We start from the raw sequence: 23,728 nt of genomic DNA, 5'->3' as shown, positions 1-23,728 counted from the left end.
GGTGTTAACCCTAGGTGGGTGGCTGGACGACCAGGTGGGCCTGGAGTTCGCGGATGCGCTCGTCGGTGTAGTAGCCGCCGACCTCGGTGTAGCGCAGGAAGGGGCGGGCGCAGGCGCTGCACTGCCAGACGTCGCAGCGGTTGTAGGGGAACCAGCCCAGGGCGATCGGCGCGTCGGCGGACCAGGCGCCGGTGCCGGCGGGGTGGTATTCGTCGAGCGTGGGGTCGTCGGCCTGCGGGTCGCGCAGGGTGCCGACGCGGCTCAGGCGGGACAGGTCGAAGCCACCGGGCACCGATTCCCAGCCCTTGCACACCAGGCTCTGGCAGCGGGTGCAGGGGGTGGCGGCGCGGTGGGCCCGGGCCAGGGCGATCAGCTCATCAGCGGTCATGGCCGCCATTGTGGCCGGTGCCTGGGTTCAGGGCGTGGGGCTCGCGGCGTTGCGCCTGAGCATGATGGGCTGGGCGTTCCACTGGCGGCGCACCATCCACTGCGCGAGCGCGGAGTCCAGGTGCTGCACGTGGCCCGGAAACCAGTCTTCCAGCGCATGGATCAGGCGCGGCAGCGCGCGATGGTCGTTCTGGCAGAGCCGTTCGTGGACTTGCACCAGCGAGGCGAGCACCTCGGCGTGTTCCTGGATGTGGCAGTCGCGGATGGGGTAGTCGAGGTCGCGCATCCAGGTGTCTTCCTGGGCGAAATGGTCGCGCGTGTGGGTGATGAGGTCGAGCAGTGCGGTGGCGGCCTGGTCGGCCGGCGCGGCGCGCAGGGCCAGCAGCAACAGGTGGAATTCCTCGTGCACCCGGTCCATCCGGTCGTCGCCGGTGAGGTGCTCGTTGCGGTCCATGAAGGTGTGCAGATCGGTGCTCATGGCAGCAGGGGTTTTGTGCGGTGCCGGCTCAGGGCCTGCAGCAGGGGGTTGAGGAGAAGGGCCGACAGGACGAGCACCGTGCCGGCCAGCTGGCGCGTGGTCCATGGCTCGCCCAGCCAGATCACCGAAAGGCTCACGGTGGTCAGTGGCACCAGGTTGATGAGCAGGCTCGTGGAGACCGCGCCCATGGCCCGCAGGGCGTGCAGCCACAGCACGTTGGCCAGCACGGTCACGCCCACGGCCATGAACAGCACGCCGCCGATCGCGCCCGGCGACCAGGCCGCGTGCGCGCCCGACAGCACCCAGGGGGCGGCGAGCAGGAAGGGCAGCGAGCCGGCGCAGATCATCACCATCGAGGTTTGCAGAGGGGGCCAGGGCGTGCCCAGCCGGGAGGCCAGCACCACGGCGGCGCTCCACAGCGCCGCGCCCAGCACCACGAGCGCCACCGCCCACGGGGCATCGCGCCCGCTGGCGCCCACGGCACCGGCCGGTGCGATCAGCAGCCACACGCCGGCCAGCGACAGCAGCAGGGCGGCCACGGTGGCGCGGGCGGGCCAGCGGCGCGTCAACGCGGCGGCGAACAGCGCGACCATGAGCGGTTCGAGCGCGACGACCGCGCCGATGGTGGTGCCTCGCACGCCGGTGGCTGCCAGCGAGACCAGCAGGTTGAAGGCGGAGGTGAGCATCACGCCGATGGCGATCACGCGCAGCCAGGTCAGCGCGTGCACGCCGCCCTGGCGCCAGGCGCGCAGCAGCCAGGGCAAGGTGAGGCCGGCGGCCAGCGCATAGATGGCGGTGGAGACCGTGGCACCGGAGAGCGGGCCGACGAGGGACTTGAGTGCCACCGGGGCCATGCCCCACAGCAGCACGGCGGCCAGGCCGCTGGCGGCGCCGGTCATGTCAGAGGTCCAGCGTGAGCGAGGGGGTGGCTGCGCGCGAGCAGCAGATCATCATGCTCCGGCCCGCGGCCTGTTCGCCGGGCGAGAGGATGGCGTCGCGGTGCACCGGCGTGCCGGCGAGCACGCGCGTCTCGCAGGCCCCGCAGATGCCCTGCTCGCAGGAGAAGGGCACGTCCACGCCGGCTTCGCGCAAGGTCTCCAGGATGCTGCGGTCGGCCGCCACGCGCAGGGTGCGGCCGCTGCGCGAGAGTTGAACGTCGAACGCGGTTTCGCTGCCGTCAGGGCTCAGGTCGGGGGCTTCGAACGACTCCTGCACGCAGCGCAGGCTCGGGCGCCCTTCGCACAGGCGCGCGAGCGCGTCCATGAGCGCGGTGGGGCCGCAGCAATAGATGTCGGCCCCGCCGCTCGCTTCGGCGGCCTGCACCAGGGCGGCCAGGTCCAGGCGCCGGCCCTGACCTTCGGCCAGCGATTCGTAGAGGCAGACGCGCGCGTCGTCGAGCAGCCAGGGCGAGGGAAAGTAGGCCTCTTCACGGCGGGAGAAGGTGTAGTGCAGGGTCCACTGCGCGCCGGGCGTGCGCCGCAGGCGCGTGGCCATGGCGTGGATCGGTGTGATGCCGATGCCGCCGGCCACCAGCACGATGGGCCGTGAGCCCGGGCTGTCCAGCGCGAACAGGTTGCGCGGCCCGCCCAGCCGCACCGGGCTGTCCAGGGCCAGCTCCTCGGCCAGGCGGCGCGATCCGCCACGGCCATCGGGGAGCACTTTGACGCCGATGCGGTAGCGGTGGCCGCCCTCGGGGGCGGGATCGACCAGTGAGTACTGGCGCACGGTGCCGTCACCCAGGGTCACGTCGATGTGCGCGCCGGGCGCGGCTTCGGGCAGGGCGGTCTCGCCGGCATCCAGCACGAGCTCGAGAACGGAGGGAGTGGCCCAGCGTCGCTGGGCCACGCGGGCTTGAATGGGTGCGGTCATGGTCTTATTAAACAAACATGTTCTTTTATACACCCTTCGAGGCGCGCATAACCTAGGGAAAATACGGGGTCTTTGACGGTTGTCAAAAGAACATGATCTTTTACAATGCGTCCCGTCCCACGTTTCATTCCTACATACAAGGAGACACCTGATGCATCCGTTCCTTCGGGGTTCCATTGCCGCCGCCAGCCTCTGGGTGGCTGCCGTGGCCCATGCCGACGTGGTCGTCGGCGTCATCGCGCCCATGACGGGCCAGTTCGCCAGCACCGGCCGTGCCTGGAAAGAATCGATCGACCTCTACACCAAGCTGCACGGTGACACGGTGGCTGGCGAGAAGCTGCGCTTTGTCTACCGCGACCTGCCCGACCCGAACCCGACCAAGGCGCGCGCGCTGGCGCAGGAGCTGATCGTCAAGGAGCGCGCGCAGGTGCTCGGCGGTTTCATGTACACGCCCAACGCCGTGGCCGCCGCCAGCGTGGCAACGCAGGGCAAGGTGCCGCTGGTGGTGTTCAACGCCGCCGGCGCGGGCCTGACGGAGCGTTCGCCTTATCTGGTGCGCGTGTCGTACACCCAGGCCCAGCTCACGCTGCCGATGGCGGACTACGCGGCCAAGAATGGCTTCAAGCGCGTCGCCACGCTGGTGTCGGACTACGCTTCGGGGCTGGATGCCGAGCGCACTTTCGAGGAGCGTTTCAAGTCCAAGGGCGGCGAGATCACCAACCGCATCCGCGTGCCGCTGGACAACTTCGACTTCGGGCCGTTCATGCAGACCATCAAGTCGGCCAAGCCCGATGCGGTGCTCAGCTTCACGCCGGGTGGCGTGGTGTCGATCGGCCTGGTCAAGGCGTTCAAGGACAACGGGCTGGAAAGCCAGGGCATCAAGCTGCTGACGCTCGGCGGCGAGGTGGACGACACCTCCACGCTGCCAGCGCTGGGCAAGACCGCGCTGGGTGTCTACTCCAGCAGCTTCTACAACCCCACGCTTGAAACGCCGACCAACCGCGAGTTCCGCAAGGCGTTCGAGACGGCCTACCCCAAGACCGACATCGGCGTGGTGCATGTGCAGGCCTGGGATGCCATGAAGCTGATCCACCGCATGGTGGGCGCCACGGGGGGCAAGTCGGACGGCGACAAGGCGATCGCGGCCGTCAAGGGCTTCGAGTGGGAGAGCCCGCGCGGTCCGGTGCGCATCGACCCGGCCACGCGCGACATCCAGCAGCGCGTCTACATCCGCCGCGTCTCCGAGATGGGCACTGCCCTGGTCAACCGCGGTATCGACCAGTTTGAAGCGGTGCGCTGAGCACCGGGTCGCGCAGAGGCATACCCCATGAACCTCCTCGTCAACATCCTGATCGATGGGGTGGCGTACTCGATGGTGCTCTTCATGATCACCATCGGGTTGTCGCTGACCCTGGGCCTGATGCATGTGGTCAACATGGCCCACGGTGTCTTCGCGATGATCGCCGGCTTGGTGACCGCCCACCTGGTCACCGCGTGGGGCGTGAACTTTGTCGTCGCCACGCTGCTGGCCATCACCTGCTCCGCGCTGGTGGCGATCCCGGTGGAGCGGCTGCTGATCCGCCGCTTCTACAAACGATCGCCAATGGACCAGATGCTCATGACACTGGGCATCGTGTTCATCGCCTCGGCCGCCGCGTCGGCGGTCTTCGGGCCGCAGGTCGTCAACGTTCCCCTGCCCGAGTGGCTCTCGGGCAGCGTGAGCTTTGCCGGCAAGCAGTTTCCGGCGCACCGGCTGATGGTCATCGTCGTGGGCTTTGCCACCCTGGTCCTGCTCTACCTCACGATCGACCGCTCGCGGTATGGCGTGCTGGTGCGCGCGGCGGTGGACAACCCCGGCATCTCCGAGACCGTGGGCATCAACACGCAGCTGGTCTACGTGTCGGCCTTCGCCATCGGCGCAGCGCTGGCGGGCCTGGGTGGCGTGGTGGGCGCAGAGCTGCTTCCGCTGGAGCCCACGTACCCGAGCCGCTACCTGGTGCTGATGCTGGCGGTGGTGGCTGTCTCTGGCCACGGCAGTCTGGCGAGCGCCTTCGTCGCCTCCTTGCTGCTGGGCGTGGTCTCCACCGCTGCCAAGTACTTCTATCCCGAGTACTCCTCGCTGGTCTTCTTCGGCCTCATGTTCCTGATGCTCAAGTTCCGTCCCGACGGAATCCTGAGCAAATGACGCGCTCCCACGCGCGCTTTCGAACCATGTCTTTACAACGTGTGCTGCGCTTCGAGGTGTTCCTCGTGCTTGCGCTGGTCCTGGGCTACCTGGCCTTCCAGAACAGCCTGGCGTTCCTGACGACCGTGCTGGTCTACGCCATCCTGGCGCTGTCCTATTCCTTCATCTACGGCCAGGCGGGCATCGCGTCCATGGGGCACGCCACGCTGTACGGCGTGGCGTCCTATGCGGTCGCCATCCTGGCCGCGCGCGAGCTCAACGATCCCTTGCTGGGTCTGCTGATCGGCGCGCTGGTGGGCACGCTCACCGCCTGGGTGACGTCCTGGCTGTTCATCACCACCACGCGGCTGACGCTGGCCATGCTGACCATCGCCGTGGCGCAGGTGTTCCTGGAGGTGGCCAACAAGGCCCACTGGCTCACAGGTGGCGACGATGGGTTCACCGGCTACGCGATCAAGCCGGTGCTGGGGCTGTTCGAGTTCGACATGTTCGGCCACACCGGCTACTGGTACGCGGCCGTGGTGCTGGTGCTGGTCTATGTCGCCATGGAGCGCGTGGTGCGCTCGGATTTCGGCCTCGTCGCCCGCGCGATCAAGGCCGACCCGGGGCGCATCGAGTCGCTGGGCGGCAACGTGCGGCGCCATCTGATGAAGGTGTATTGCATCTCGGGTGCGGTGGCCGGCATCGCGGGCGCCATCAACGCGCAGACCGCTGCCGTGGTGTCGCTCGACAGCCTGGGCTTCATGGTCTCCATCAACGTGCTGATCATGGTCGTGCTGGGGGGCTCCAGGCGCCTGTATGGGGCCATCATCGGTGCCGCGGTGTTCCTGGGCATTCAGCACGCCGCGTCCAATTTCAATCCGCACCACTGGCTCTTCGTGGTCGGCGCGCTGCTGCTGATTGTGATGACCGCGATGCCTGGCGGGCTCATCAGCCTGACCGATCGCTGGAGGAAGTCGGCATGACGCGACTCAAACTCGACTCGGTCAACATGCGCTTTGGGCCGCTGCACGTCACTCGCGACGTGAGCTTCTCGCTGGAGGCGGGCGAGCGCGTTGCGCTCATCGGCCCCAACGGCGCAGGAAAAACCACGCTGGTCAACATCATCGCGGGCTCGCTGCGCCACTCTTCGGGGACGGTGCGCTTCGAAGGCGAGGACATGGCCGCGCTCACCACCTCCGAGCGTGCGCGCAAAGGGCTGGTGCGCACCTTCCAGATCAGCCGGCTCTTTCTCGGCATGACGGTGGAGGAGAACGTGCGCGTGGCCGCCCTGCACCGCCACCAGGGGCGCAAGGTCTCGCGCGACACCATCGACGCCGAGGTGGGTGCCGGCCTGGCCAAGTTGCAGGTGGGGCATCTGGCGCACAAGATGGTCGATTCGCTGGCGCTGGGCGAGCGACGCCTGGTGGAGCTCTCGCTGGCGCTGACCATGGAGCCTCGCCTCCTGTTGCTGGACGAGCCGGCCGCGGGCATCCCGCACGGCGAGAGCCGGATGGTGCTCAAGGCGGTCAACGAGCTGCCCAGCGACCTCACGGTGATGCTGATCGAGCACGACATGGACCTGGTCTTCAGCTGGGCGCGCCGCATCATCGTGCTCTCGGGTGGTGCCGTCGTCATGGACGGCCAGCCCGAGGCGATCGCTCGCGACGAGCACGTTCAACGCATCTATTTCGGACGGGGAGACGCGTGATGAACGTCGCACGAAGCATCGAATACCGCCAGGTGAGCGCGGGTTATGGCCAGACCCGCGCCGTCAGTGGCGTGTCCTTCACAGTCCAGCGCGGCGAGCGCTGGGGGGTGCTGGGCCGCAACGGCGCCGGCAAGACAACCACGCTGGCCGCTGCGGTCGGCCTGTCGGAGCTGCAAGGCGGCGACATCCTGCTCGACGGGGTGTCCGTGCGCGGCATGCCGTCGTACCAGCGGGCCCGCGCCGGCCTGGGCTATGTGCCCCAGGGCCGTGACATCTTCGCCTCGCTGACGGTGGAGGAGAACATCCTCTCGGCCATCCGGGGCGGCAAGAGCAGCGATGCGCTGGAGGTGGCCTACACGCTGTTTCCGCGCCTCAAGGAGCGCCGGCGCAACGGGGGCACCCAGCTCTCGGGCGGCGAACAGCAGATGCTGTCCATCGCCCGCGCGGTGGTGACGCGGCCCGGCATTCTGCTGCTGGACGAGCCGCTGGAAGGCCTCGCGCCCAAGGTGCGCCAGGAGGTGATGGAGTCCATCACGCGCATGGCCTCGGAGCTCGGCGTGGGTTGCGTGCTGGTGGAGCAATACGTGGACGTCGTGCTCTCTTTCTGTGAGCACGTCGTCGTGCTCGAGTCAGGCCAGGTGGTGTACGCGGGCCGCACCGACACCCTGCGCCAGGAACACGCGCAACTGCTCGAAAACGCCATCGGGCTGCGAAAGATCTGATCACTGGAGAGAACAACCCATGAACGCAAGCAACCAACAGACCCCCACGCCCTCTTCCCTGGCCGACGCCCAGGGGCGCGCCTATGGCCGCACGCCCGGCCAGCCGGACCAGCTGCTCATGCAGGTCGGCCCTGGCACGCCCATGGGTGAGTATCTGCGCCGCTTCTGGCACCCGGTGGCGCTCTCCAGCGATGCCACCTCCCGCCCCCGCAAGGTGCGCGTGCTCGGCGAAGACCTGATCCTGTTTCGCGACGGCAAGGGCCGCACCGGCCTGCTGTACCCCCACTGCATGCACCGGGGCACCAGCCTGTACTACGGCCGCGTGGAAGATGAGGGCATCCGCTGCTGCTACCACGGCTGGCTGTTCCGCGTTGACGGCGAATGCCTGGAGCAACCCTGTGAACCCAACGGTGGCGCGCGCAAGGAAGTGGCGCGCCAGCCCTGGTACCCCACGCAGGAGAAGTACGGCCTGGTCTTCGCGTACTTCGGCCCGGCCGACAAGCAGCCCCAGATGCCGAAGTTCTCCCACATGGACACCCTGGCCGAAGGCGAGTCCTACGAAGTCGACAACTCGGGCTTTGGCGGGTACGCCGACTACAACGCGCCGTCCATCGTGCCGTGCAACTGGCTGCAGGACTTCGAGAACGTGATGGACCCCTACCACGTGCAGGTCTTGCACTCCACGTTCAGCGGCGTTCAGTTCTCCGAGAAGTTCATCTCCATGCCCAAGGTGGAGTGGTCTTATACGGAAGACGGGGTGGTCTACCACGCCCACCGTACCCTGGACAACGGCGGCAAGCTCACGCGGATCAACTCGGTCTTCATGCCCAACATCTCGGCCGTGCCGCGCGTGGACGCCAGCGAAGGCCAGGCCCCGGGCCTGGGCTGGTACGTGCCGGTGGACGATCACAGCCACACCACCTTCTGGGTGTCGAAGGTGACGGCCGAAACGCGCGGCCAGCTCTATCGGGGCCTGGCCATGCACAACGGCAAGTACTGGAGCGAACTCACGGAGGAAGAGCGCCAGGCCTTCCCCGGCGACGCCGAGGCGCAGACGGGCCAGGGCACGCAGCCGCGCCATGGCGAGTGGCACCTGGCGATGTCGGATCGTGGCGTGTCCATGGTGCAGCGCATGCTCAAGGCCGAGGTGCAGAAAGTGCAGCAAGGCGAGACCCCCATTGGCGTGACGTTCGACGCGAACGCGCCCGCCATTCAGGTGAAGTCCGGCAACTACTACAGCTGAGCTTTCCTGCCCGTCAGGCGCCCCGAGACGAGGCGCCTATTTCCACCCATTTGCGAGACAAGATGAAAAAATTCCGCGATTCCCTGCTGGGGGCCGTGGCGCTGGCTGCTGCCCAGGCGGCCAGTGCCCAGGCCACGCTGTACGGCGTGGTCGACGCCAGCCTGCGTTACCAGAACAACACCAACACCAGCACCTCGTCGCTGATGTCGCTCACCCCGGGGGCCTATGGCGCCTCGCGCTTTGGCGTGCGCGGCCGCGAGGACCTTGGCGGCGGCCTGTATGCGACCTTCCAGCTGGAGCAGGGGTTCAATCCCGACAACGGCACGGCGTTCGATGCCACGCGGGCGTTCAACCGCCATGCCTGGGTGGGGCTGGGCGGCAACTGGGGTCGCGTGAGCGCCGGCCGGCAGTACACGCTGACTCACGAGGTGCTGGGCATGAACATGTACGACGTGCTGGGCGTGGGCGGCTACGACGAGACCGCCTGGTTCGTGGGCTCGCAGTACGCGCTGCGCAACGACAACTCGCTCAAGTACCGCCACAGCCTCAACGGCGTGGAAGTGGGTCTGATGTACGCGGTGAGCGAAGTCCAGGGCGTGAGCGGTTCGTTCGGCGCCATGCTCATGGCCCCGCTGGGCGCGCTGTCCGTGGGCCTGACGCACCAGACCGACAAGGCCGCCACCGGCAAGCGCACCACCAACCTGGTGGCGCTGAAGTACAAGCTGAGCGGTGGCACGACGCTGCACGCGTACAACATGGTCTCGAACGATCGCCGTGGTGTGCAGCGCAAGGACCGCCTGTACTCGGTGGGCGCGATCCACCCGCTGACCGAGAAGGTCACGCTCTCGGGTGTGCTTTACCGCAACCTGAGCGAAACGCCGGCCACCGGCGCGCGTTCCGTCGCGGCCATCCGCGCGCAGTACGCACTGTCCAAGCGCACCGAGGTGTACGTCGAGACCGACCGCACGCGGGTCAGCGGCATCACGCTGTCGGCGCTCAACGGTGCGGGCAAGGTGGGCTCGGACCGCAGCCGCAGCACCGTCTCGGTCGGCATGAAGCACGTCTTCTGACGCGCGCACGCATCGCCAAGCCGGGGCCTGTCCCCGGCTTTTTTTTGCTCAGGACAGGCGCGTGACCGTGTCCAGGTAGTTGAGGAACTGCTCGGCCGTGGGCCGGCGGGTCAGGCGGTGCGCCTTGATGAAGTCGATGAAGTCGGTCCATGAGCCGATGAAGGCCTGCACCGTGGTGCGTGCCATCACCTCGCTCGGGCAATAGCGCATGCTCGGGCTGCCCAGGGGAACGGCCACCACGCCGTGGGTGGCCACCACGATGGCGTCGGTGAACTGCTGGATCAGTTCGTCGCTCGGCTCGACGTCGTGGTGCTGGAAGAAGTCACGCACCAGCGACACACTGAAACCGCGCGCGGCCTGGATGGACGACTGGTCGCGCAGCACCGGTTTGACCGCATCGCCATCTTCGTCGCGCGCGCGGTAGCTGTAGACGTGGCGGAAGTCGTCCGGGTTCTCCACCCAGAACTGCACCAGGGCTTCGAAGCCCAGGCGCAGGCGCTGCGTCGCGTTTTGCTCGCCCTGGATGCGGGCCTGTGCATAGGTTACGGAACGATCCAGGAACTCCTCCCGGATCGCGTACATCAGTTCAGCCTTGGTCGCGAAGTAGCGGTACAGCGCGCTCGGTGAATAGCCCGTGATCTCGGCCACCTTGCGCAGGGAAGGTGCGCTGTCGGGCGACGCCTTGAGCAGCGCCTTGCCGGCTTCGACGAAGCGCTGGCGCAGCTGGGCCTGGCCGTCCAGGGTCTTGGCCTTGGTCTGGAATTTTCGCGTTCTGGCCACGGGGAGCGGGTTCACGGGAGACGCCTTGGCGGACTGCATTGGAGGGAGGGGGACGGCAAGTATACGAAGCCGGGTCGGCGCACGACCGTGCCTGCGTTCACCGCCGGTTAAGACCTCTTGAAAAGGCTTCGCTGGTGGTGGCGCGTGCCGCTGCCTAGACTCGCGACCAGCGAAACACCCTGAGGTTGCGACGATGACACTGAAACAAGCACTGGCCGCGGGCCTGGCCGCGATCGCGGTCGGTACCGCCCCCGCCGCCTTCGCGCAGGCGAGCACCTACCCGAACCAGACCATCAAGTTGCTCGTGGGCTGGACGGCGGGCGGCGCGACCGACCTGCTGGCGCGCCACCTGGCGGCTCACATGGCCAAGCAGCTGGAGCAGCCGGTGGTGGTGGACAACCGGGCGGGCGCCGTGGGCACCATCGCCCAAAGCGAGGCCAGCCGCGCCCGGCCGGATGGCTACACGATCATCCTGGCCACCAACAGCACCTACGCGATCGCCCCGCACCTGATCAAGCCGCTGCCCTACGGCCCCGACGCGCTCGCGCCCGTCGCGCTGGTGGGCACCAGCCCGCTGATCCTCACCGTGCGGCCCACGCTCAACGCGCAGGGCGTCAAGGACGTGATCGAACTGGCCCGGCAGCAGCCAGGCCGGCTGAACTACTCGTCGGGCGGCAACGGCTCCACGAGCCACCTGGCCAGCGAGCTGTTCAAGGACCTGACGCGCACTTCCATCACGCACATTCCCTACAAGGGCGGCGGTCCGGCCACGCTGGCGGTGGCCTCCGGCGAGGTGGACCTGGGCTTTGTCGACATCGGCGTGGCCGTGCCGCTGATCCGCGCGGGCCGCCTCAAGGCGGTGGCGGTTTCCGGCAGCACGCGCAGCCCGGTGCTGCCTCAGGTTCCCACGGTGGAAGAAGCGGGCGTGCCGCGCTTTGAGTCGGCCACCAAGTTCGCGCTGTTTGCCCCGGCCGGCACCCCGGCGGCCATCATCGATCGCCTCTACGAGGCGGTGCGCAGCGTGCAGAAGAACGACGAACTCAAGGACCGCCTGCGCCAGCAGGGCATCGAGTTGGTCGCGGCCGGCCCGGCGGAGCTGCGCAAGGACGCGGCCGAAGACCTGGCGCGGTGGGGCCGGCTGATCCGCGAGCGCAAGCTCTCGCTGGACTGATGCGCCGCATGACGTCGCGCGTCGCCATCGTGGGCGCGGGGCCGATCGGCTGCGCCGCCGCCGCCTTTCTTGCGCGGGACGGCCTCGAGCCGGCCCTGTGGTCGCCCACCGGGCGCCGGGTGCGCCTCCACGGGGACCGCGCCAGTTTCACTTGCGCGGGGGCCGTCAGCGGTGAGGTCGAGGTCGAGTGGCTGGCCTCGCCGGATCGGCTCGCCGAGTTTGATGTGGTGCTGGTCTGCCTGCCGGCCGATGCCTATGCCAGCGTGCTCGGGCCGCTGAACGCGCGCTGGCGTCCTGGCCAGCACGTGATCGTGAGCGGCGCGCTGTCGCTGGCGCCGCTGTGGATCGCCGCGGCGGCCGAGGGTGTGCAGGTCAGTGGCTGGGGCACCACGCTCACGACCACGCACTTCCAGCCCGACGGCCGCCTGCACATCAACCCGCTGCGCAGCCGCATCGACATGGCCACGCTGGGGCCGCTGGAGCCGGCGCAGGCGCAGCAGATGTGCGCGGATTGCTTCGGCGACCGTTTTGTCGTGGCGGACAACCTGCTGACGCCCACGCTGGCCAACATCAACCCGATCGCGCACGCGGCCGAGGTGATCCCGAACCTCACGCGCATGGAGGTGGGCGAGGCCTGGTCGCTGTTTGGCCACTTCACGGCGGTGGTGGGGCGCATGGCCGAGGCGCTGGACGTCGAGCGCCGCGCGGTGGCGCAGGGCTTCGGCCTGGAGGTGCCCTCGCTGCGGCAGCACTACGCGCGCTCGTACCACGTGCCCGAAGGGCCGCTGCACACCATGGCCGCGGCAATCACCGGCAACGGCATGAGCCCCAACGGGCCGGCTTCGCTGCAGCACCGCTACGTGCTGGAAGACGCGCCGTTCGGCCTGGCCTTCCTGGAGGCGCTCGGCCGTGCGGCCGGGGTGCCCACGCCGGTGCTCTCGGCCTGCCTGAGCCTGCTGGCCGTGGCCTACGGGCGCGATTTCCGAGCCGACAATTTCCTGCTTGACGCGCTGGACATCGCCGGTGGCGGTGCCGATGCGCTGCTGGCGAGGTGCGCGGCGGCGGCCAGCCCGGCCAGCTGAGCGCGGTCGTTGCCACCGCGGCGGTGGACCATGGCGATGGGCACCGGCGGGGGCAGGCTTTCCATCGCAAGCTCCACCAGGCTGCCGCGCTGCAGCCGCTCGGTCAGCGTGCCCTGGGCCGCCAGCGTGAGGCCCAGGTTGTGCTCCGCCAGCTCCAGGTGCGTGATCGCGCTCATGGTCTCGATGTGCGGGATGAGCGCCGGCAACCCGTGCCCGCGCAGCGTGTGTTCCAGCATCATGCGCGAGTTGGTCGGCCGCGGGGGCAGGATCCACGGGGCCTGGGCCACCTCGGCCCAGCGCAGGGGTGGGCTTTGGGCGGTGCGCCCTGAGGCCAGCGCATGCCGGGGCGAGCAGACCACGCGCCATTGCTCCAGCCCGATGTGCTCGATGGTGAAGCCCTGGGCCGACAGGCTGCCCAGTTCCGAGGGGGTGTCCATGGTGATCAGGGCGTCCACCTCGCCGGCTTCGAGCTGGCGCGAGATGTCGGCCAGCCGCCCTTCGAGCAGCAGCACGCCGCAGAGCTGGCCCTGTGCCTGGAGCGCCGAGAGGATGCGCGGCAGCACGGTCCAGGTGAGGAACGGTGTGGCGCCGATCTTCAGCCGCTCGTGCAGCGGGCGCAGCGGTGCGGCGAGTTCGTCGGAGAGTTGCTCCATCTCCGAGAGCAGCACGCGCCCGCGCTGCACCACCAGCGTGCCGGCCACGGTGGGCACGACGCCGCGCGGCAGACGGTGGAACAGGGGCTGCTCGAACAGCGCCTCGACGTCTTTGAGGCCCTTGCTGACCGCGGCCGTGGTCATGTGAAGCCGTTGCGCCGCGGCCCGCATGTTGCCGGTGTCGGCCAGTGTGCTGAGCAGTTCCAGCTGGCGAAAACGCAGGGCGGCCATGAGCCGCTGCGATGGGTTCCTCACTCGATGCCTTTCATGGCCGCTGCGGGCCGGTGCGGCCAGCCAGCATACCGCCTTTGGCGCGCGCCTGAGGTGCCGGAGCCGGCGTTGTATCGGGCGATACAGCCCGCAGGACTGAAGCTGCGCAGAATCGGCGCACCATCTTCCAGGGGCCGAACATGAATGAACTCGAACGGGCGCGCCGATTGATCGGTCGCTTTATCCAGGCCGTCAACGACCGCGATGCGCCGCGCGCGCAGGCCTGTCTGGCACCGGGCGCGCGCCTGATCTTTCCCGGCCCGACCGTGTTCCACGAGGTGGCCGATTTCCTCGCCTGGAGCGGACCCCGCTACGAGTCGGTGCTGTACACCTACGGCCCGATGGAGCGGGCTGAGCGAACCGATGCCACGGTGGTGTATGCGCAGGGCGTGGTGTCCGGCGTCTTTGCCGACGGCGTGGTCTTTGAAGGCGTCCGCTATGTGGACCGGTTCGAGATCGTCGAAGACCTGATCGTCTCCAAGGAGGTCTGGTCGGACATGGGGGATCGGCTGCGCAAGCTCGGCCGCTGAGCGCCGCGCGCGAGCCGTCCGGGCGCGGCTGGTATCTGTCGATACAGACACCCGCGCGGTCGGCCCGCACCATCGGGTGGTGCAGAAAAGGCTGCACAGCAACCATTGGAGATCACATGAAAACCCATCAGGACGCCGTCGCGGCGATCACCCAGCGCTATCAGGAATGGATGAAGGCCATTCGCGATCGTGACCTCGAGACGATTCTTTCCATCTACGCCGAAGACGCCACCTACATGCCGCCGGGCCGACCTCTGGCCACCGGGCGGGAAAACCTGCGCGCCGTCTGGGGCGGGTACTTGCAGCGCAAGGACTTCGTGGCCGAGTACACGCCGACCCTGCATGTGTCGGATGCGGGTGACATGGCCTACGACATCGGCCACTACCGCATCAGCATGACCAAGGACGAAGGCCCCGTGAGCTTTGTCGGCAAGTACGTGGTGGTGTGGAAGAAGGTGGCGGGCCAATGGCGCGCCATGCTCGACATGGACAACGACAACGGGCCTGCCCCGGCCCAGGCGTAAGCCTCAGCGGGTGTTGGAGGCTTCGGCCCGGGTCTCGGGCCAGGCCTCTGCGCCGCCCCCGCTCGAATCGTCGTGCGGGATGACAAAGCGCTGGCCCCGCACGATGAGCTGCTTGCGGTTGCGCAGGCGGTTGATGACCCGCGTCACCGTCACGCGCGACGTGCCCGTCATGCGCCCGACCTGCTCGTGGGTCAGGTGGACGGTGATCTCCCGTCCCTCTGGTGTGGTGGTGCCGAACGTGGCGGCCACCCGCCGCAGCAGGTGGAAGATGCGCTCTTCCGGCGGGTAGGAGAAGGCGTACTCCAGGCGGATGGCCAGCACCCGCTGCTTGATGCTGACGATGCGCAGCAGCGACAGCGCCAGTTCGGGGTGGGTGGCGAAGGCGTCGCGCAGGCGCCGCGCGTCGTACCGCAGCACCACCGAGTCCCGCAGCGCGACAGCGGTCGAGAAGCGCGGCAGGCCATCGAAGGCGGGGGCATCGCCGCACAAGGCGTTGGGGCCCATCACTTCGATGGTGATTTCCTGGCCGTTTTCCTCGAAGCAGGACACGCGCACCTCGCCAGAGACGATGAGGAAGAAGTGGGGCGATACCTCGCCCTGGCCGTACAACAGGTTGCCCTTGCGGATGCGCAGGCGGTCGGCCAGGTAGTCGTGGCGGTGCCACAGCGCCACATCGTCGGGCGACAGGCCCCAGGTCTCGTGCCGGCGTTCGTTCATGGGGGGGTAATCTAGCCGGCGGGCCGCCGCATCGTCAAACATGTTTCACAGCCGGGTGTTGGGTGGAAGTTCCAGGCCATACAGGGCTTTGCCGTACAGCTCGCCGCCGACCTCGGCCTGCAGCAGGAAGTGCGATGCCATGCCGTGCATGTCGTGGAAGAAGCGCTGCACCGGGCCATGCGGAAGGATGGCGCCGCCACAGGTGGCGACCAGCCGCGTGGAGGCGGCCAGGGCCATGCGCGAGGCCAGTGCCGCGTCGGCGCGGTACCTCGCACGCTGCTCCACCGTGAAGGGCTGCCCGCGCGTGGCCTGGTCGTGCATTTCTTCCACGTCGGACAGGATCAGCCGGTAGGCCATGTGGATCTGCGCCGCACCCTGACCCAATTCGATCTGGTTGTAGCGGTCATCGGCCTGGGCGACAGAGGTGGCGTTGGCGATGCGCTTGCGGCCCAGTTCCACGACCGCATCGAGCAGGCCGAACGCGCCGCCCACCACGCCCATGGCGGTGCACAGCGCGAAGACGGCGTTGAGCGGCATGCGGTACATCGGCCCGTCGTTGCGCACGGCACCAGGGTAGATGCCGCGCTGCGCATCGGGCCAGGAAATCGTCCGGTAGAGTGGCACGCGCTCGTCGGTCAGGGTCACGTCCTTGCTGCCGGTGCCGCGCATGCTCGACACCTGCCAGGACGCCTCATCCACCGCGAACGCCGAACGCGGCACCGCGGCCAGGCGCTGCTCGATCTCGCCGTGGGCGCCGGGCACCGGAACCATCACGCACAGCCAGTCCGCCACATCCACGCCGGAGGCATACAGCCAGCGGCCCGACAGTCGGATGGTCCCGTCCTCCAGCGCCACCTGCACGCCGCGCCCGACGCCGCCGCTCAACACGGGCACGACGGCGTCGCGCCCCTGGGCGAACACCTCGTCCTGGAAGCGGGGTTCGAACATGCCCAGCAGCCAGGGGTGGACACCGGCCAGGCAGAGGATCCAGCCGCTGGCCGTGTCGGCGCGCGCGATTTCGCGCGCCACTTCAAACAGCGCGCGAGGGTGCATGTCCCAGCCCTCGCAGGCGGCGGGCTGCATGATGCGGAACAGACCGGCCTCGCGCATGGCGGCGATGGCTTCATCGGAGACCCTGCGCGATGCCTCGTGCCGGGGCGCCCAGGCACGCAGCAGCGGCGCGAGGGCCCGGGCGCGGTCCACCAGTTCGGGCAGTGTGGGTGGGGTGGTGGTCTTGCTCATGCCGCGACTCCCGCCAGCTCGTGGTAGCGGCCGCGCAGGAAGACCAGCGCGTTGTGTGGCGTGTCCGACTGGCGCATGGCCGTGACCCTGCCGATCACGATGGTGTGGTCGCCGGCCGAATGCAGGGTGCTCACTTCGCAGACCAGCGCCGCGCTCGCGCCTTCGAGCACCGGCGCCTGCCCCGCGTCGTCCCAGCGCGCGCCGCAGCCCGTGTCCGGCCGCCCCGCGTAGTGCTGCGAGATGCGCTGCTGCTCGGCGTTCAGCACATTGACCGAGAAGTGCCCCTGGGCTTGCAGGCAGCCCAGCCAACGGCTCGCGTTGCGCACGCACACCAGCAGCAAGGGCGGCTCAAGGCTGACCGATGTCACCGAGTTGGCCGTCATCGCCGAGGGCGCTTGCGCAGGGCCGCAGGCCACGATGGTCACCCCCGTGGGCAGGCGGCCCATCACGGCCCTGAAATCTCTGCTGTCCTTTGTCGTATCCATCCATGGACCTCCGTTCTGTGTGAGATGGTGGATGGCAGTCTCGCCAGCGCGCGCCGATCTGTCTGTATCGGTCGATACCGCTTGCGCCGCGTGGGCTAGGGCATTCCCCAACGCCACTTGTATCGGCCGATACCGCGAGAAAACCGCGTGCCCCGTAACGTGGCGGCCTCAACCATGAGGAGCATTTCGATGAAGAACATCTTGCGCACACTGGGCACGGTCTTGCTGGCCGTCTCGGCACACCTGCCGTCCACCGCCCAGACCCCGGACAAGCCCACGCTGGTGATCGGTGTGGTGGCCTCCGCCAGCGGACCCGCGGCGGCCCTGGGCCTGCCGGAGAAGAAGGCCGTGGAACTGGTCGAGGACTTGGCCCGGTCGCGGCCGGACCTGCCCTTCACGCCGAAGTTCGTCTATTACGACGACGGCTCCGACCCGACGCGGGCGGTGAACGCCGTGCGCAAGCTCGCCGGCGAAGATGGCGCGGCGGTCGTGATCTGCTGCACCACCACGCCAGCCTCCATGGCGGTTCTCGACACGGTCAAGTCCTATGGCGTGCTCAACATCTCGATGGCGTCGGCGGCCACGGTGGTGGAGCCCGTGGCCGAGCGCTTCTGGACGTTCAAGACGCCGATGACGGACCGCATGCAGATCGCTTTCACGCTGGACAGGCTGAAGAAGAGCGGCGCCAGGCGTGTGGCCTATTTCGGGCTGGAGGACGCCTACGGCGAAGCCGGGTGGAACGAGCTGCGCAAGCTGGCGCCCGAGCACGGCATGCAGATCGTGGCCAACGAGCGCTTCTCCCGCGCCGACACCAACTTCACGCCGCAGGCACTGCGCATCCGGCAGTCGGGCGCCGACGCCGTCTACCTGCACGCCATTCCGCCGGCCAGCGTGCTGGCGCACCAGGCGCTGATCCGGGTGGGTGTCGATCGGCCGATCTTTCACAGCGCGGGCGCGGCCAACGCAGGCTTCCTCTCGCTTGCCAAGGGCTCGGTCGACGGCGCCTACGTGGTGAGCGGGGCGCTGCAGGTGCACGAGCAGCTGGCGGCCTCGCATCCCCTGAAGGCGCCGCTGCAGCAGTTCGTGCAGGCGTATGCGCGGAAGTACCCCGGCGAGTCGGCGGACCTGTTTGCGGGCCAGGGCTGGGATGCGGGGCAGCTGGCGCTCAGCGCCCTGGCCTCGGCCGTGCGCGCCTCGCCGCCCGGTGCCGCGCTGCCCGCGCTGAGGGCCTCGGCCCGGGACCACATGGAGCGCATCCGCAACCATCCGGGCGCCAACGGCATCTTCAATCTGTCGAAGGACGATCACCTGGGGCTCGACAGCGTGGGCCTGGTGATGCTGCGGGTCGAACAGGGCCGCTTCAAGCTGCAGGAGAACTGACCCGTGGCGGCTTGGGACACCTTTCTGTTTCTGGCGGTGGACGGCCTCACCAGCGGCGCGGTCTACGCGCTGCTGGGCCTGGGGATCGTGCTGATCTACCTGGTCACGCGCGTCATCAACATCGCCCATGGCGACTTCGCGATGCTGGCGGCGATGACCATGGTCAGCCTCGACCAGGGCCGCCTGCCCGGGACCAGCTACCTGCTGGTGGCGGGCGTCTGCCTCTGGGGGCTGCTCGCGATCTGGTCGCGCCGGCGCGCGGGCTGGGCGGCGATGTGCGCCCCGGTGCTGCCCACCGTGGCGGTGGCCGCCGCGGCCGTCTTGCTGCCCATGGGGCTGGCCGCGCTGCAGGCGCCCGCGCTTGTGAACGCGGCCGCCGCCGTGCTGCTGGTGGCGGCGCTCGGGCCGGTGTTCCATCGCATCGCGATCGAGCCGATTCCGCGCGCCAGCGTGCTGGTCTACATCATCGTCACGCTGGGCATGCACCTGGTGCTGCAGGGCCTGACCCTGCAGCTCTGGGGGCCCCAGGCGCATTCGGTGGCGCCCTTGCTCGGCGGCAGCTTCAGCCTGGGCATCGTCGTGGTGAGCTACCAGTCCTTGCTGGTCGTGGCCAGCACCGCGGTGCTGGTGGCGGCGCTGTACCTCTGCTTTGCGCACACGCTTGCAGGCAAGGCGCTTCGGGCCTGCGCGGTCAACCGCACCGGGGCCGACCTCTGCGGCATCCAGGTGGCCAGCGCGGGCCGGCGGGCCTTTTTCCTGGGCGCCGGGCTGGCCGCGGTGGCCGGGGTGCTGATCGCTCCCGTGGTGGGCGTTCACTACGAGATGGGTTTTCTCATCGGGCTCAAGGGCTTTGTCGGTGCCACGCTGGGTGGCCTGGTGAGCTACCCGGGTGCGATCCTGGGGGGCTTGCTGATCGGCAGTTTCGAGTCCTGGTTCTCCTACCTCAGCAGTGCCTACCGCGACGCGCTGGTGTTCCTGCTGATCATTCCCCTGCTGCTGATCCAGACCGCGCGGATGAAGCGCCGTGGAGCCGTTCATGAGCATTGAAATGCGCCTGTTGGCGCTCACCGCCACGCTGCTGGCGGCGCTGGTGGTGTTCGGCGCCGAGTTCCACGCATCCGTGCTTGCCACCATGGGCATCTATGGCCTGCTGGGCCTGTCCCTGGTCGTGCTGGCGATCTCTGGCCAGGTCTCGCTGGGGCACGCGGCTTTCATGGGCCTGGGTGCCTATGCCAGTGCGCTGCTGGTCCTGCGCACGGGCCTGCCGGCCTGGGCCGGCCTGGCCGCTGGGATCGCCATCGCGGCGCTGGCGGCGCTGCTGATCGGCGGCGTGACCAGCAGCCTGCGGGGGCATTTCCTGGCATTGACCACGCTCGCCTGGGGCATTGCCCTGGCGGTGTGCTTCCGCGCGGCCGGCGAATGGACCGGTGGGGCCTCCGGGTTGAGCGGCATACCGCCACTCACGTTGTTCGGCCACCCGCTGAATGGGCCGCGTTCGATGGCGGTCCTGAGCTGGGGTTGTGCGTTGCTGGTCGTCTTCGCCGTGACGCGCGTGCAGCGATCGCGGGTCGGCCGCGCCTTGAGTGCGGTGCGCCAGCAAGAGCTGATGGCCGAGAGCTTTGGCATCTCCGTGGGCGGGATGCGGTTGCGCGCGCTGGCGGCATCGGCCATGGTGGCCGGTCTGGCCGGCGGGCTCTACGCTCACTATCTCGGGTTCATCAGCCCCTCGCCGTTTGACCTGTCCGGCTCGATCAAGGGGTTGATGATCGCGGTGGTGGGCGGTGAGCTCAGCGCCTTCGGTGCGCTGGCCGGCACCTGGATCGTCGAGGGGTTGAACTGGGTGCTCCAGTCCGTGCTGCCGGCGATTTCGTCGTCCGCCAGCAGCCTGGAGCCCTTGTTCTACGGCCTGCTCATCATGGCGGTGATGCGGTTCTTCCCCGAAGGGTTGTGGACCCGCATCGACCGCGTGCTGGCCGCGCGCTGGGCCCCGGTCGCAGGCGATCCGTTGCCGGACAGGGGCCAGGCCAGCACCACCGACGAAGTGGTGCTGGAGGTCGAGCGGGTGGGCGTGGCCTTCGGTGGCGTGCAAGCCTTGGCGGACGTGAGTTTTCGCCTGCACAGAGGCGAGGTGCTGGGCCTGATCGGCCCCAATGGCGCGGGCAAGTCCACGTGCTTCGACGTCATCAGCGGTGTCAATCCGGATCACGCCGGTCAAGTGCGCCTTCAGGGTGCCCCGCTGGCGCAGGCGCGGCAGTCGGGCCGCCTGGCCCGCAGCTTCCAGCACACCCGGCTGCTGGAAGACCGCTCGGTGCTGGACAACGTCATGCTGGGGGCCTTTCGCCGCACGCGCACGGGCTGGTTCGCGGCGTTGACGGGCCGGGATGCCCGCGACGAATCGAGGGTGGCCGCTTCGGCGCACCGCTGCCTGGCGCAGGTGGGCCTGGCGGCGCACGCGGCGCGGACGATGTCGACGCTGTCTTTGGGCGAGCGGCGGCTGGTGGAGGTGGCGCGGGCACTGATCGCGGACCCGGATGTGCTGCTGCTGGACGAGCCCGCCGCAGGTTTGCGACGGGCCGACCGGAGCCGGCTGGTGGAGCTGATCCGGTCCCTGCATTTACAGGGCCGCACGATTGTGCTGGTGGAGCACGACATGGACATCATCATGGCGCTGGCCACCCGGGTGGTTGTGCTGGACCGCGGACGGGTGATCGCCGATGGTGCGCCCGCCGATGTGCGGCGACACCCGCGCGTGCTGGATGCCTATCTGGGAACAGGAGACGCTTCATGCTAGTGGTCCGTGACCTCAACGCCGGCTATGGGCGTTCCGAAGTGATCCGCGGCCTGTCCCTGCGCGTGGACGCGGGCGAAGCCGTGGCGGTGATCGGGCCCAACGGCGCCGGAAAGACCACCCTGCTCAATGCGGTGATGGGCACGCACGCCGAAACGGGCGGCGAGGTGCAGGTCGACGGCCAGGTGCTGGCGCGAACGACCGGCGATCGCCTGCGCGCCGGCATGGCGCTGGTGCCCGAGCGCCGCGAGTTGTTCGGCAGCCTGTCCGTGCTGGACAACCTGCGCCTGGGGGCCTACTTGCGCAGGCACTCGCCCTCGCAGCGCCTGCGCGAAGACATTGCTTTCGTCTTTTCGCTGTTTCCGGTGCTGCAGGAACGCCAGACCCAGTGGGCGCAGACGCTCTCGGGTGGGGAGCAGCAGATGCTGGCGATTGGCCGCGCGCTCATGTCACAGCCTCGGCTGCTGTTGCTGGACGAGCCCTCCACCGGGCTGGCCCCGCGCATCACGCTGCAGATCCTTCAGGCGCTCGATCGGCTGCGAACCGGTCGCGGCCTGTCGCTGCTGCTGGTGGAACAGAATGCGCGGCTGGCCCTGCAGTTCACCAGCCGCGCCTATGTGCTGGAGATGGGCGAGGTCGCGCTGCAAGGGCCGTCGCACGAACTCAGCGAGGACCCGCGCGTGGTCGAGAGTTACCTGGGGAGCGAAGCCCGTCATGCCTGAGCCACATCGCGCGGTCCCGCCGCGGCTGCTGATTTACAACGCCGCGATCTATCCCGACAGCTCGGGCGCCACGGCGGCGGCGGTCCTTTTCGAAGGTGGACGCGTCCGCTGGGTGGGCCAGGCGGGCGATGCGCTGCCAGCGGCGGAGCATCGCATCGACGCCCAGGGCAAGACACTCCTGCCGGGTTTGATCGATCCCCACGCGCATCTCCTGTGGATGGCGATCGACCGACTGACGTGGAACCTGGGCGGGCCGCACGGGCCGGGCTCCCTGGCCGACCTGATGGACGGCTTGCGCGATCGTCGGCTCGACTCGGGCGAGTGGATCGTGGCCCATGGCTTGTCGGAGGCCCGCCTCGCGGAGCAGCGGCTGCCCACGCGATGGGAACTCGATGCGGTGGTGTCGGACCGGCCCGTGGTGCTGCGCCGTGCGTGCGGCCATGCCGCCGTGGCGAACACCCTGGCGCTGCGCCGCGCGGGCTACGCGGACGATGCGGTGGACCCGGTCGGCGGAATGCTGGAGCGCCGCGAGGACGGTGTGCCCAACGGCGTACTGCGCGAGGCGGCGGCGGCGGTGCTGTACCCCATGCTGCCGTCGCCGGCGCTGGCCGATGTGCAGGCCTCCCTGGGCGTTGTCGCGCAGGACTGCCTTGCGCTGGGCCTGAGCACGGTGGTGGAGGCGGCGGTCGGCTTCACCTACGGGTTCGAGACCGAGTGGCAGCTCTGGAATGCCCTGCGCGGCGCCGCGCCGTTCCCGCTGCGCATGGGGTTCATGCTGGCCATCGGCCCGACGGAGGCGGCGATGCGGGGCCTGCGACCCACGCGGGAACCGGACTGGCAGGTGGCCACCCTGAAGTTTTTCAGCGACGGCACCCTGGGCAGCCGCACAGCGGCCCTGCATGCGCCCTATTGCGCGTGCGGCCAGCGCAAGGGCCTCCTCATGAACCCGCCGCAGGCCCTTCGCCGCCACGTGGCGCAGGCCGCGCGCGATGGTTGGCAGGTCGCGGTGCACGCCATTGGCGATCAGGGCGTGGAAGAAGCCGTGGCCGCGATGGAAGGCGCGGCGCCGTTGCCCGGCATGCCCCATCGGCTGGAGCATCTGGGACTCGCACCGGACCCGCTCTGCGACCGGATGGCGCAAGCCCGCATCGCGGTGGTCACGCAGGCCAGCTTCATCGAGCGCATGGGCGACAGCTTCGCGGCGGCGCTGGGCCCGCAGCGCAGCCCGTTGCTGTACCGCGCGCATGCCTTGCTGGAACGCGGCGTGCTGCTGGCAGGCAGTTCCGACGCGCCAGCGGGGGCGCTGTCGCCGTTCGAGTCCATGGCCGCTGCGCGCGAGCGCCGGACGGCGACGGGCCACGTGCTGGGCGCGGCCGAGCGCCTGAGTGCGTCGCAGGCGATGAGGTGCCACACGGAAAACGCGGCGGCGGTGCTGGGCAGGGACGACGAATTGGGTCACCTGCGGGTGGGCGCGGCAGCGGATGCCATCCTGGTGGACACCGACCCCTATCGGGCCGGTGCCAGCGAGGTGCGCGCAACGAAGGTGCTGCTGCATGTGCGCGGCGGCGCGGTGGTCTGGTCCCGCGCCGTTTCGTGAGGGCGTGCGCCGGGCCCCATGTGGCGCGCGGGCATCGCGTTCCACTGCGCCAGAAGACCATGGAGCTGCCCAAGAACCGAAGGCCGCCGTGGACGGATCGTCCAGCGGCGGCCTTCGGCCAGGGAGGCGCTTTCAGCGCGGCT

Annotated in this window: 25 protein-coding genes; 16 read left to right on the top strand and 9 right to left on the bottom strand. The window is 69.0% G+C overall.

Annotation, left to right across the window (positions count from 1 at the left end; genetic code table 11):
* Positions 1-10: 10 nt before the first annotated feature.
* The 4 genes from KIT86_RS05575 to KIT86_RS05560 are packed head-to-tail and all read right to left on the bottom strand — an operon-like array spanning position 11 to position 2,734.
* On the bottom strand, positions 11-388 hold the full coding sequence (locus tag KIT86_RS05575) for a hypothetical protein (protein ID WP_297395822.1): 378 nt from the start codon (positions 386-388) through the stop codon (positions 11-13).
* 27 nt (positions 389-415) lie between these two features.
* Entirely contained in the window at positions 416-865 is a 450-nt protein-coding gene (locus KIT86_RS05570) for a hemerythrin domain-containing protein (protein ID WP_297395819.1), read from the bottom strand.
* Positions 862-1,764, bottom strand: a complete 903-nt coding sequence (locus KIT86_RS05565) for a DMT family transporter (RefSeq protein ID WP_297395816.1) — start codon at positions 1,762-1,764, stop codon at positions 862-864. The genes KIT86_RS05570 and KIT86_RS05565 overlap by 4 nt, the downstream gene beginning before the upstream one ends.
* Before the next feature lies 1 nt (position 1,765).
* Positions 1,766-2,734 (bottom strand): PDR/VanB family oxidoreductase, encoded by a 969-nt coding sequence (locus KIT86_RS05560; RefSeq protein ID WP_297395813.1) that lies wholly within the window; start codon positions 2,732-2,734, stop codon positions 1,766-1,768.
* A 151-nt stretch (positions 2,735-2,885) separates the two neighbouring features.
* Here KIT86_RS05560 and KIT86_RS05555 point away from each other — a divergent pair, with 151 nt between their 5' ends.
* The 7 genes from KIT86_RS05555 to KIT86_RS05525 all read left to right on the top strand — a co-directional run bounded on the left by KIT86_RS05555 (position 2,886) and on the right by KIT86_RS05525 (position 9,644).
* The gene (locus KIT86_RS05555) at positions 2,886-4,034 is read left to right on the top strand and encodes an ABC transporter substrate-binding protein (protein WP_297395811.1); all 1,149 of its coding nucleotides are present in this window, start codon (positions 2,886-2,888) and stop codon (positions 4,032-4,034) included.
* 27 nt (positions 4,035-4,061) lie between these two features.
* Entirely contained in the window at positions 4,062-4,919 is an 858-nt protein-coding gene (locus tag KIT86_RS05550) for a branched-chain amino acid ABC transporter permease (protein WP_297395808.1), read from the top strand.
* A 26-nt stretch (positions 4,920-4,945) separates the two neighbouring features.
* Positions 4,946-5,884, top strand: a complete 939-nt coding sequence (locus KIT86_RS05545; RefSeq protein ID WP_297395805.1) for a branched-chain amino acid ABC transporter permease — start codon at positions 4,946-4,948, stop codon at positions 5,882-5,884.
* Positions 5,881-6,609, top strand: a complete 729-nt coding sequence (locus KIT86_RS05540) for an ABC transporter ATP-binding protein (RefSeq protein WP_297395802.1) — start codon at positions 5,881-5,883, stop codon at positions 6,607-6,609. The genes KIT86_RS05545 and KIT86_RS05540 overlap by 4 nt, the downstream gene beginning before the upstream one ends.
* Positions 6,609-7,331 (top strand): ABC transporter ATP-binding protein, encoded by a 723-nt coding sequence (locus KIT86_RS05535; RefSeq protein WP_297395800.1) that lies wholly within the window; start codon positions 6,609-6,611, stop codon positions 7,329-7,331. Before KIT86_RS05540 ends, KIT86_RS05535 begins: the two co-directional genes overlap by 1 nt.
* A 19-nt stretch (positions 7,332-7,350) precedes the next feature.
* Entirely contained in the window at positions 7,351-8,574 is a 1,224-nt protein-coding gene (locus KIT86_RS05530; RefSeq protein ID WP_297395797.1) for an aromatic ring-hydroxylating dioxygenase subunit alpha, read from the top strand.
* A gap of 62 nt (positions 8,575-8,636) precedes the next feature.
* Positions 8,637-9,644 carry a porin gene (locus KIT86_RS05525; protein WP_297395794.1) on the top strand — a complete coding sequence of 336 codons (1,008 nt, stop codon included), beginning with the start codon at positions 8,637-8,639 and terminating at the stop codon, positions 9,642-9,644.
* A gap of 48 nt (positions 9,645-9,692) precedes the next feature.
* On the opposite strand, the gene KIT86_RS05520 is transcribed toward KIT86_RS05525, so the two are convergent.
* On the bottom strand, positions 9,693-10,439 hold the full coding sequence (locus KIT86_RS05520) for a TetR/AcrR family transcriptional regulator (RefSeq protein WP_297395792.1): 747 nt from the start codon (positions 10,437-10,439) through the stop codon (positions 9,693-9,695).
* A gap of 178 nt (positions 10,440-10,617) precedes the next feature.
* On the opposite strand from KIT86_RS05520, the gene KIT86_RS05515 reads away from it, so the two are divergent.
* Both KIT86_RS05515 and KIT86_RS05510 read left to right on the top strand, forming a co-directional pair.
* Positions 10,618-11,595: a tripartite tricarboxylate transporter substrate binding protein gene (locus KIT86_RS05515; RefSeq protein WP_297395789.1), complete on the top strand. Its 978-nt coding sequence runs from the start codon at positions 10,618-10,620 to the stop codon at positions 11,593-11,595.
* 8 nt (positions 11,596-11,603) lie between these two features.
* Positions 11,604-12,677 (top strand): NAD/NADP octopine/nopaline dehydrogenase family protein, encoded by a 1,074-nt coding sequence (locus KIT86_RS05510; protein WP_297395786.1) that lies wholly within the window; start codon positions 11,604-11,606, stop codon positions 12,675-12,677.
* Here KIT86_RS05510 and KIT86_RS05505 read toward each other — a convergent pair.
* On the bottom strand, positions 12,563-13,561 hold the full coding sequence (locus KIT86_RS05505) for a LysR family transcriptional regulator (protein ID WP_297395783.1): 999 nt from the start codon (positions 13,559-13,561) through the stop codon (positions 12,563-12,565). The two genes, KIT86_RS05510 and KIT86_RS05505, sit on opposite strands and share 115 nt — an antisense overlap.
* A gap of 179 nt (positions 13,562-13,740) precedes the next feature.
* Here KIT86_RS05505 and KIT86_RS05500 point away from each other — a divergent pair, with 179 nt between their 5' ends.
* Positions 13,741-14,130 carry a nuclear transport factor 2 family protein gene (locus tag KIT86_RS05500; RefSeq protein WP_297395780.1) on the top strand — a complete coding sequence of 130 codons (390 nt, stop codon included), beginning with the start codon at positions 13,741-13,743 and terminating at the stop codon, positions 14,128-14,130.
* Between the two features lie 116 nt (positions 14,131-14,246).
* A complete protein-coding gene (locus KIT86_RS05495) occupies positions 14,247-14,654 on the top strand; it encodes a DUF4440 domain-containing protein (protein ID WP_297395778.1) in 408 nt (135 codons plus the stop codon).
* A gap of 3 nt (positions 14,655-14,657) precedes the next feature.
* Here the strand turns inward: KIT86_RS05495 and KIT86_RS05490 are convergent, their stop codons facing one another.
* The 3 genes from KIT86_RS05490 to KIT86_RS05480 are packed head-to-tail and all read right to left on the bottom strand — an operon-like array spanning position 14,658 to position 17,098.
* Positions 14,658-15,371, bottom strand: coding sequence for a Crp/Fnr family transcriptional regulator (locus KIT86_RS05490; protein WP_297395775.1), 714 nt, complete (start codon positions 15,369-15,371; stop codon positions 14,658-14,660).
* Between the two features lie 45 nt (positions 15,372-15,416).
* A complete protein-coding gene (locus tag KIT86_RS05485) occupies positions 15,417-16,613 on the bottom strand; it encodes a hypothetical protein (protein ID WP_297395772.1) in 1,197 nt (398 codons plus the stop codon).
* A complete protein-coding gene (locus KIT86_RS05480; RefSeq protein WP_297395771.1) occupies positions 16,610-17,098 on the bottom strand; it encodes a flavin reductase family protein in 489 nt (162 codons plus the stop codon). Before KIT86_RS05480 ends, KIT86_RS05485 begins: the two co-directional genes overlap by 4 nt.
* A gap of 189 nt (positions 17,099-17,287) precedes the next feature.
* On the opposite strand from KIT86_RS05480, the gene KIT86_RS05475 reads away from it, so the two are divergent.
* From KIT86_RS05475 to KIT86_RS05455, 5 genes are read left to right on the top strand one after another with little or no spacing between them, the layout of a single operon-like run.
* Positions 17,288-18,478, top strand: a complete 1,191-nt coding sequence (locus KIT86_RS05475; RefSeq protein ID WP_297395769.1) for an ABC transporter substrate-binding protein — start codon at positions 17,288-17,290, stop codon at positions 18,476-18,478.
* Between the two features lie 3 nt (positions 18,479-18,481).
* Positions 18,482-19,525: a branched-chain amino acid ABC transporter permease gene (locus KIT86_RS05470; RefSeq protein WP_297395767.1), complete on the top strand. Its 1,044-nt coding sequence runs from the start codon at positions 18,482-18,484 to the stop codon at positions 19,523-19,525.
* Positions 19,515-21,269, top strand: coding sequence for a branched-chain amino acid ABC transporter ATP-binding protein/permease (locus tag KIT86_RS05465; RefSeq protein WP_297395764.1), 1,755 nt, complete (start codon positions 19,515-19,517; stop codon positions 21,267-21,269). The genes KIT86_RS05470 and KIT86_RS05465 overlap by 11 nt, the downstream gene beginning before the upstream one ends.
* The gene (locus KIT86_RS05460; protein WP_297395763.1) at positions 21,263-21,988 is read left to right on the top strand and encodes an ABC transporter ATP-binding protein; all 726 of its coding nucleotides are present in this window, start codon (positions 21,263-21,265) and stop codon (positions 21,986-21,988) included. The genes KIT86_RS05465 and KIT86_RS05460 overlap by 7 nt, the downstream gene beginning before the upstream one ends.
* Positions 21,981-23,585, top strand: a complete 1,605-nt coding sequence (locus KIT86_RS05455) for an amidohydrolase (RefSeq protein ID WP_297395760.1) — start codon at positions 21,981-21,983, stop codon at positions 23,583-23,585. The genes KIT86_RS05460 and KIT86_RS05455 overlap by 8 nt, the downstream gene beginning before the upstream one ends.
* Positions 23,586-23,728 lie beyond the last annotated feature (143 nt).

The sequence above is a fragment of the Hydrogenophaga sp. genome, assembly GCF_026125825.1.
GTDB lineage: Bacteria > Pseudomonadota > Gammaproteobacteria > Burkholderiales > Burkholderiaceae_C > Hydrogenophaga.
Note: the sequence above shows the minus strand (reverse complement) of the source record. Positions and strands in the feature narration are given on the sequence as shown.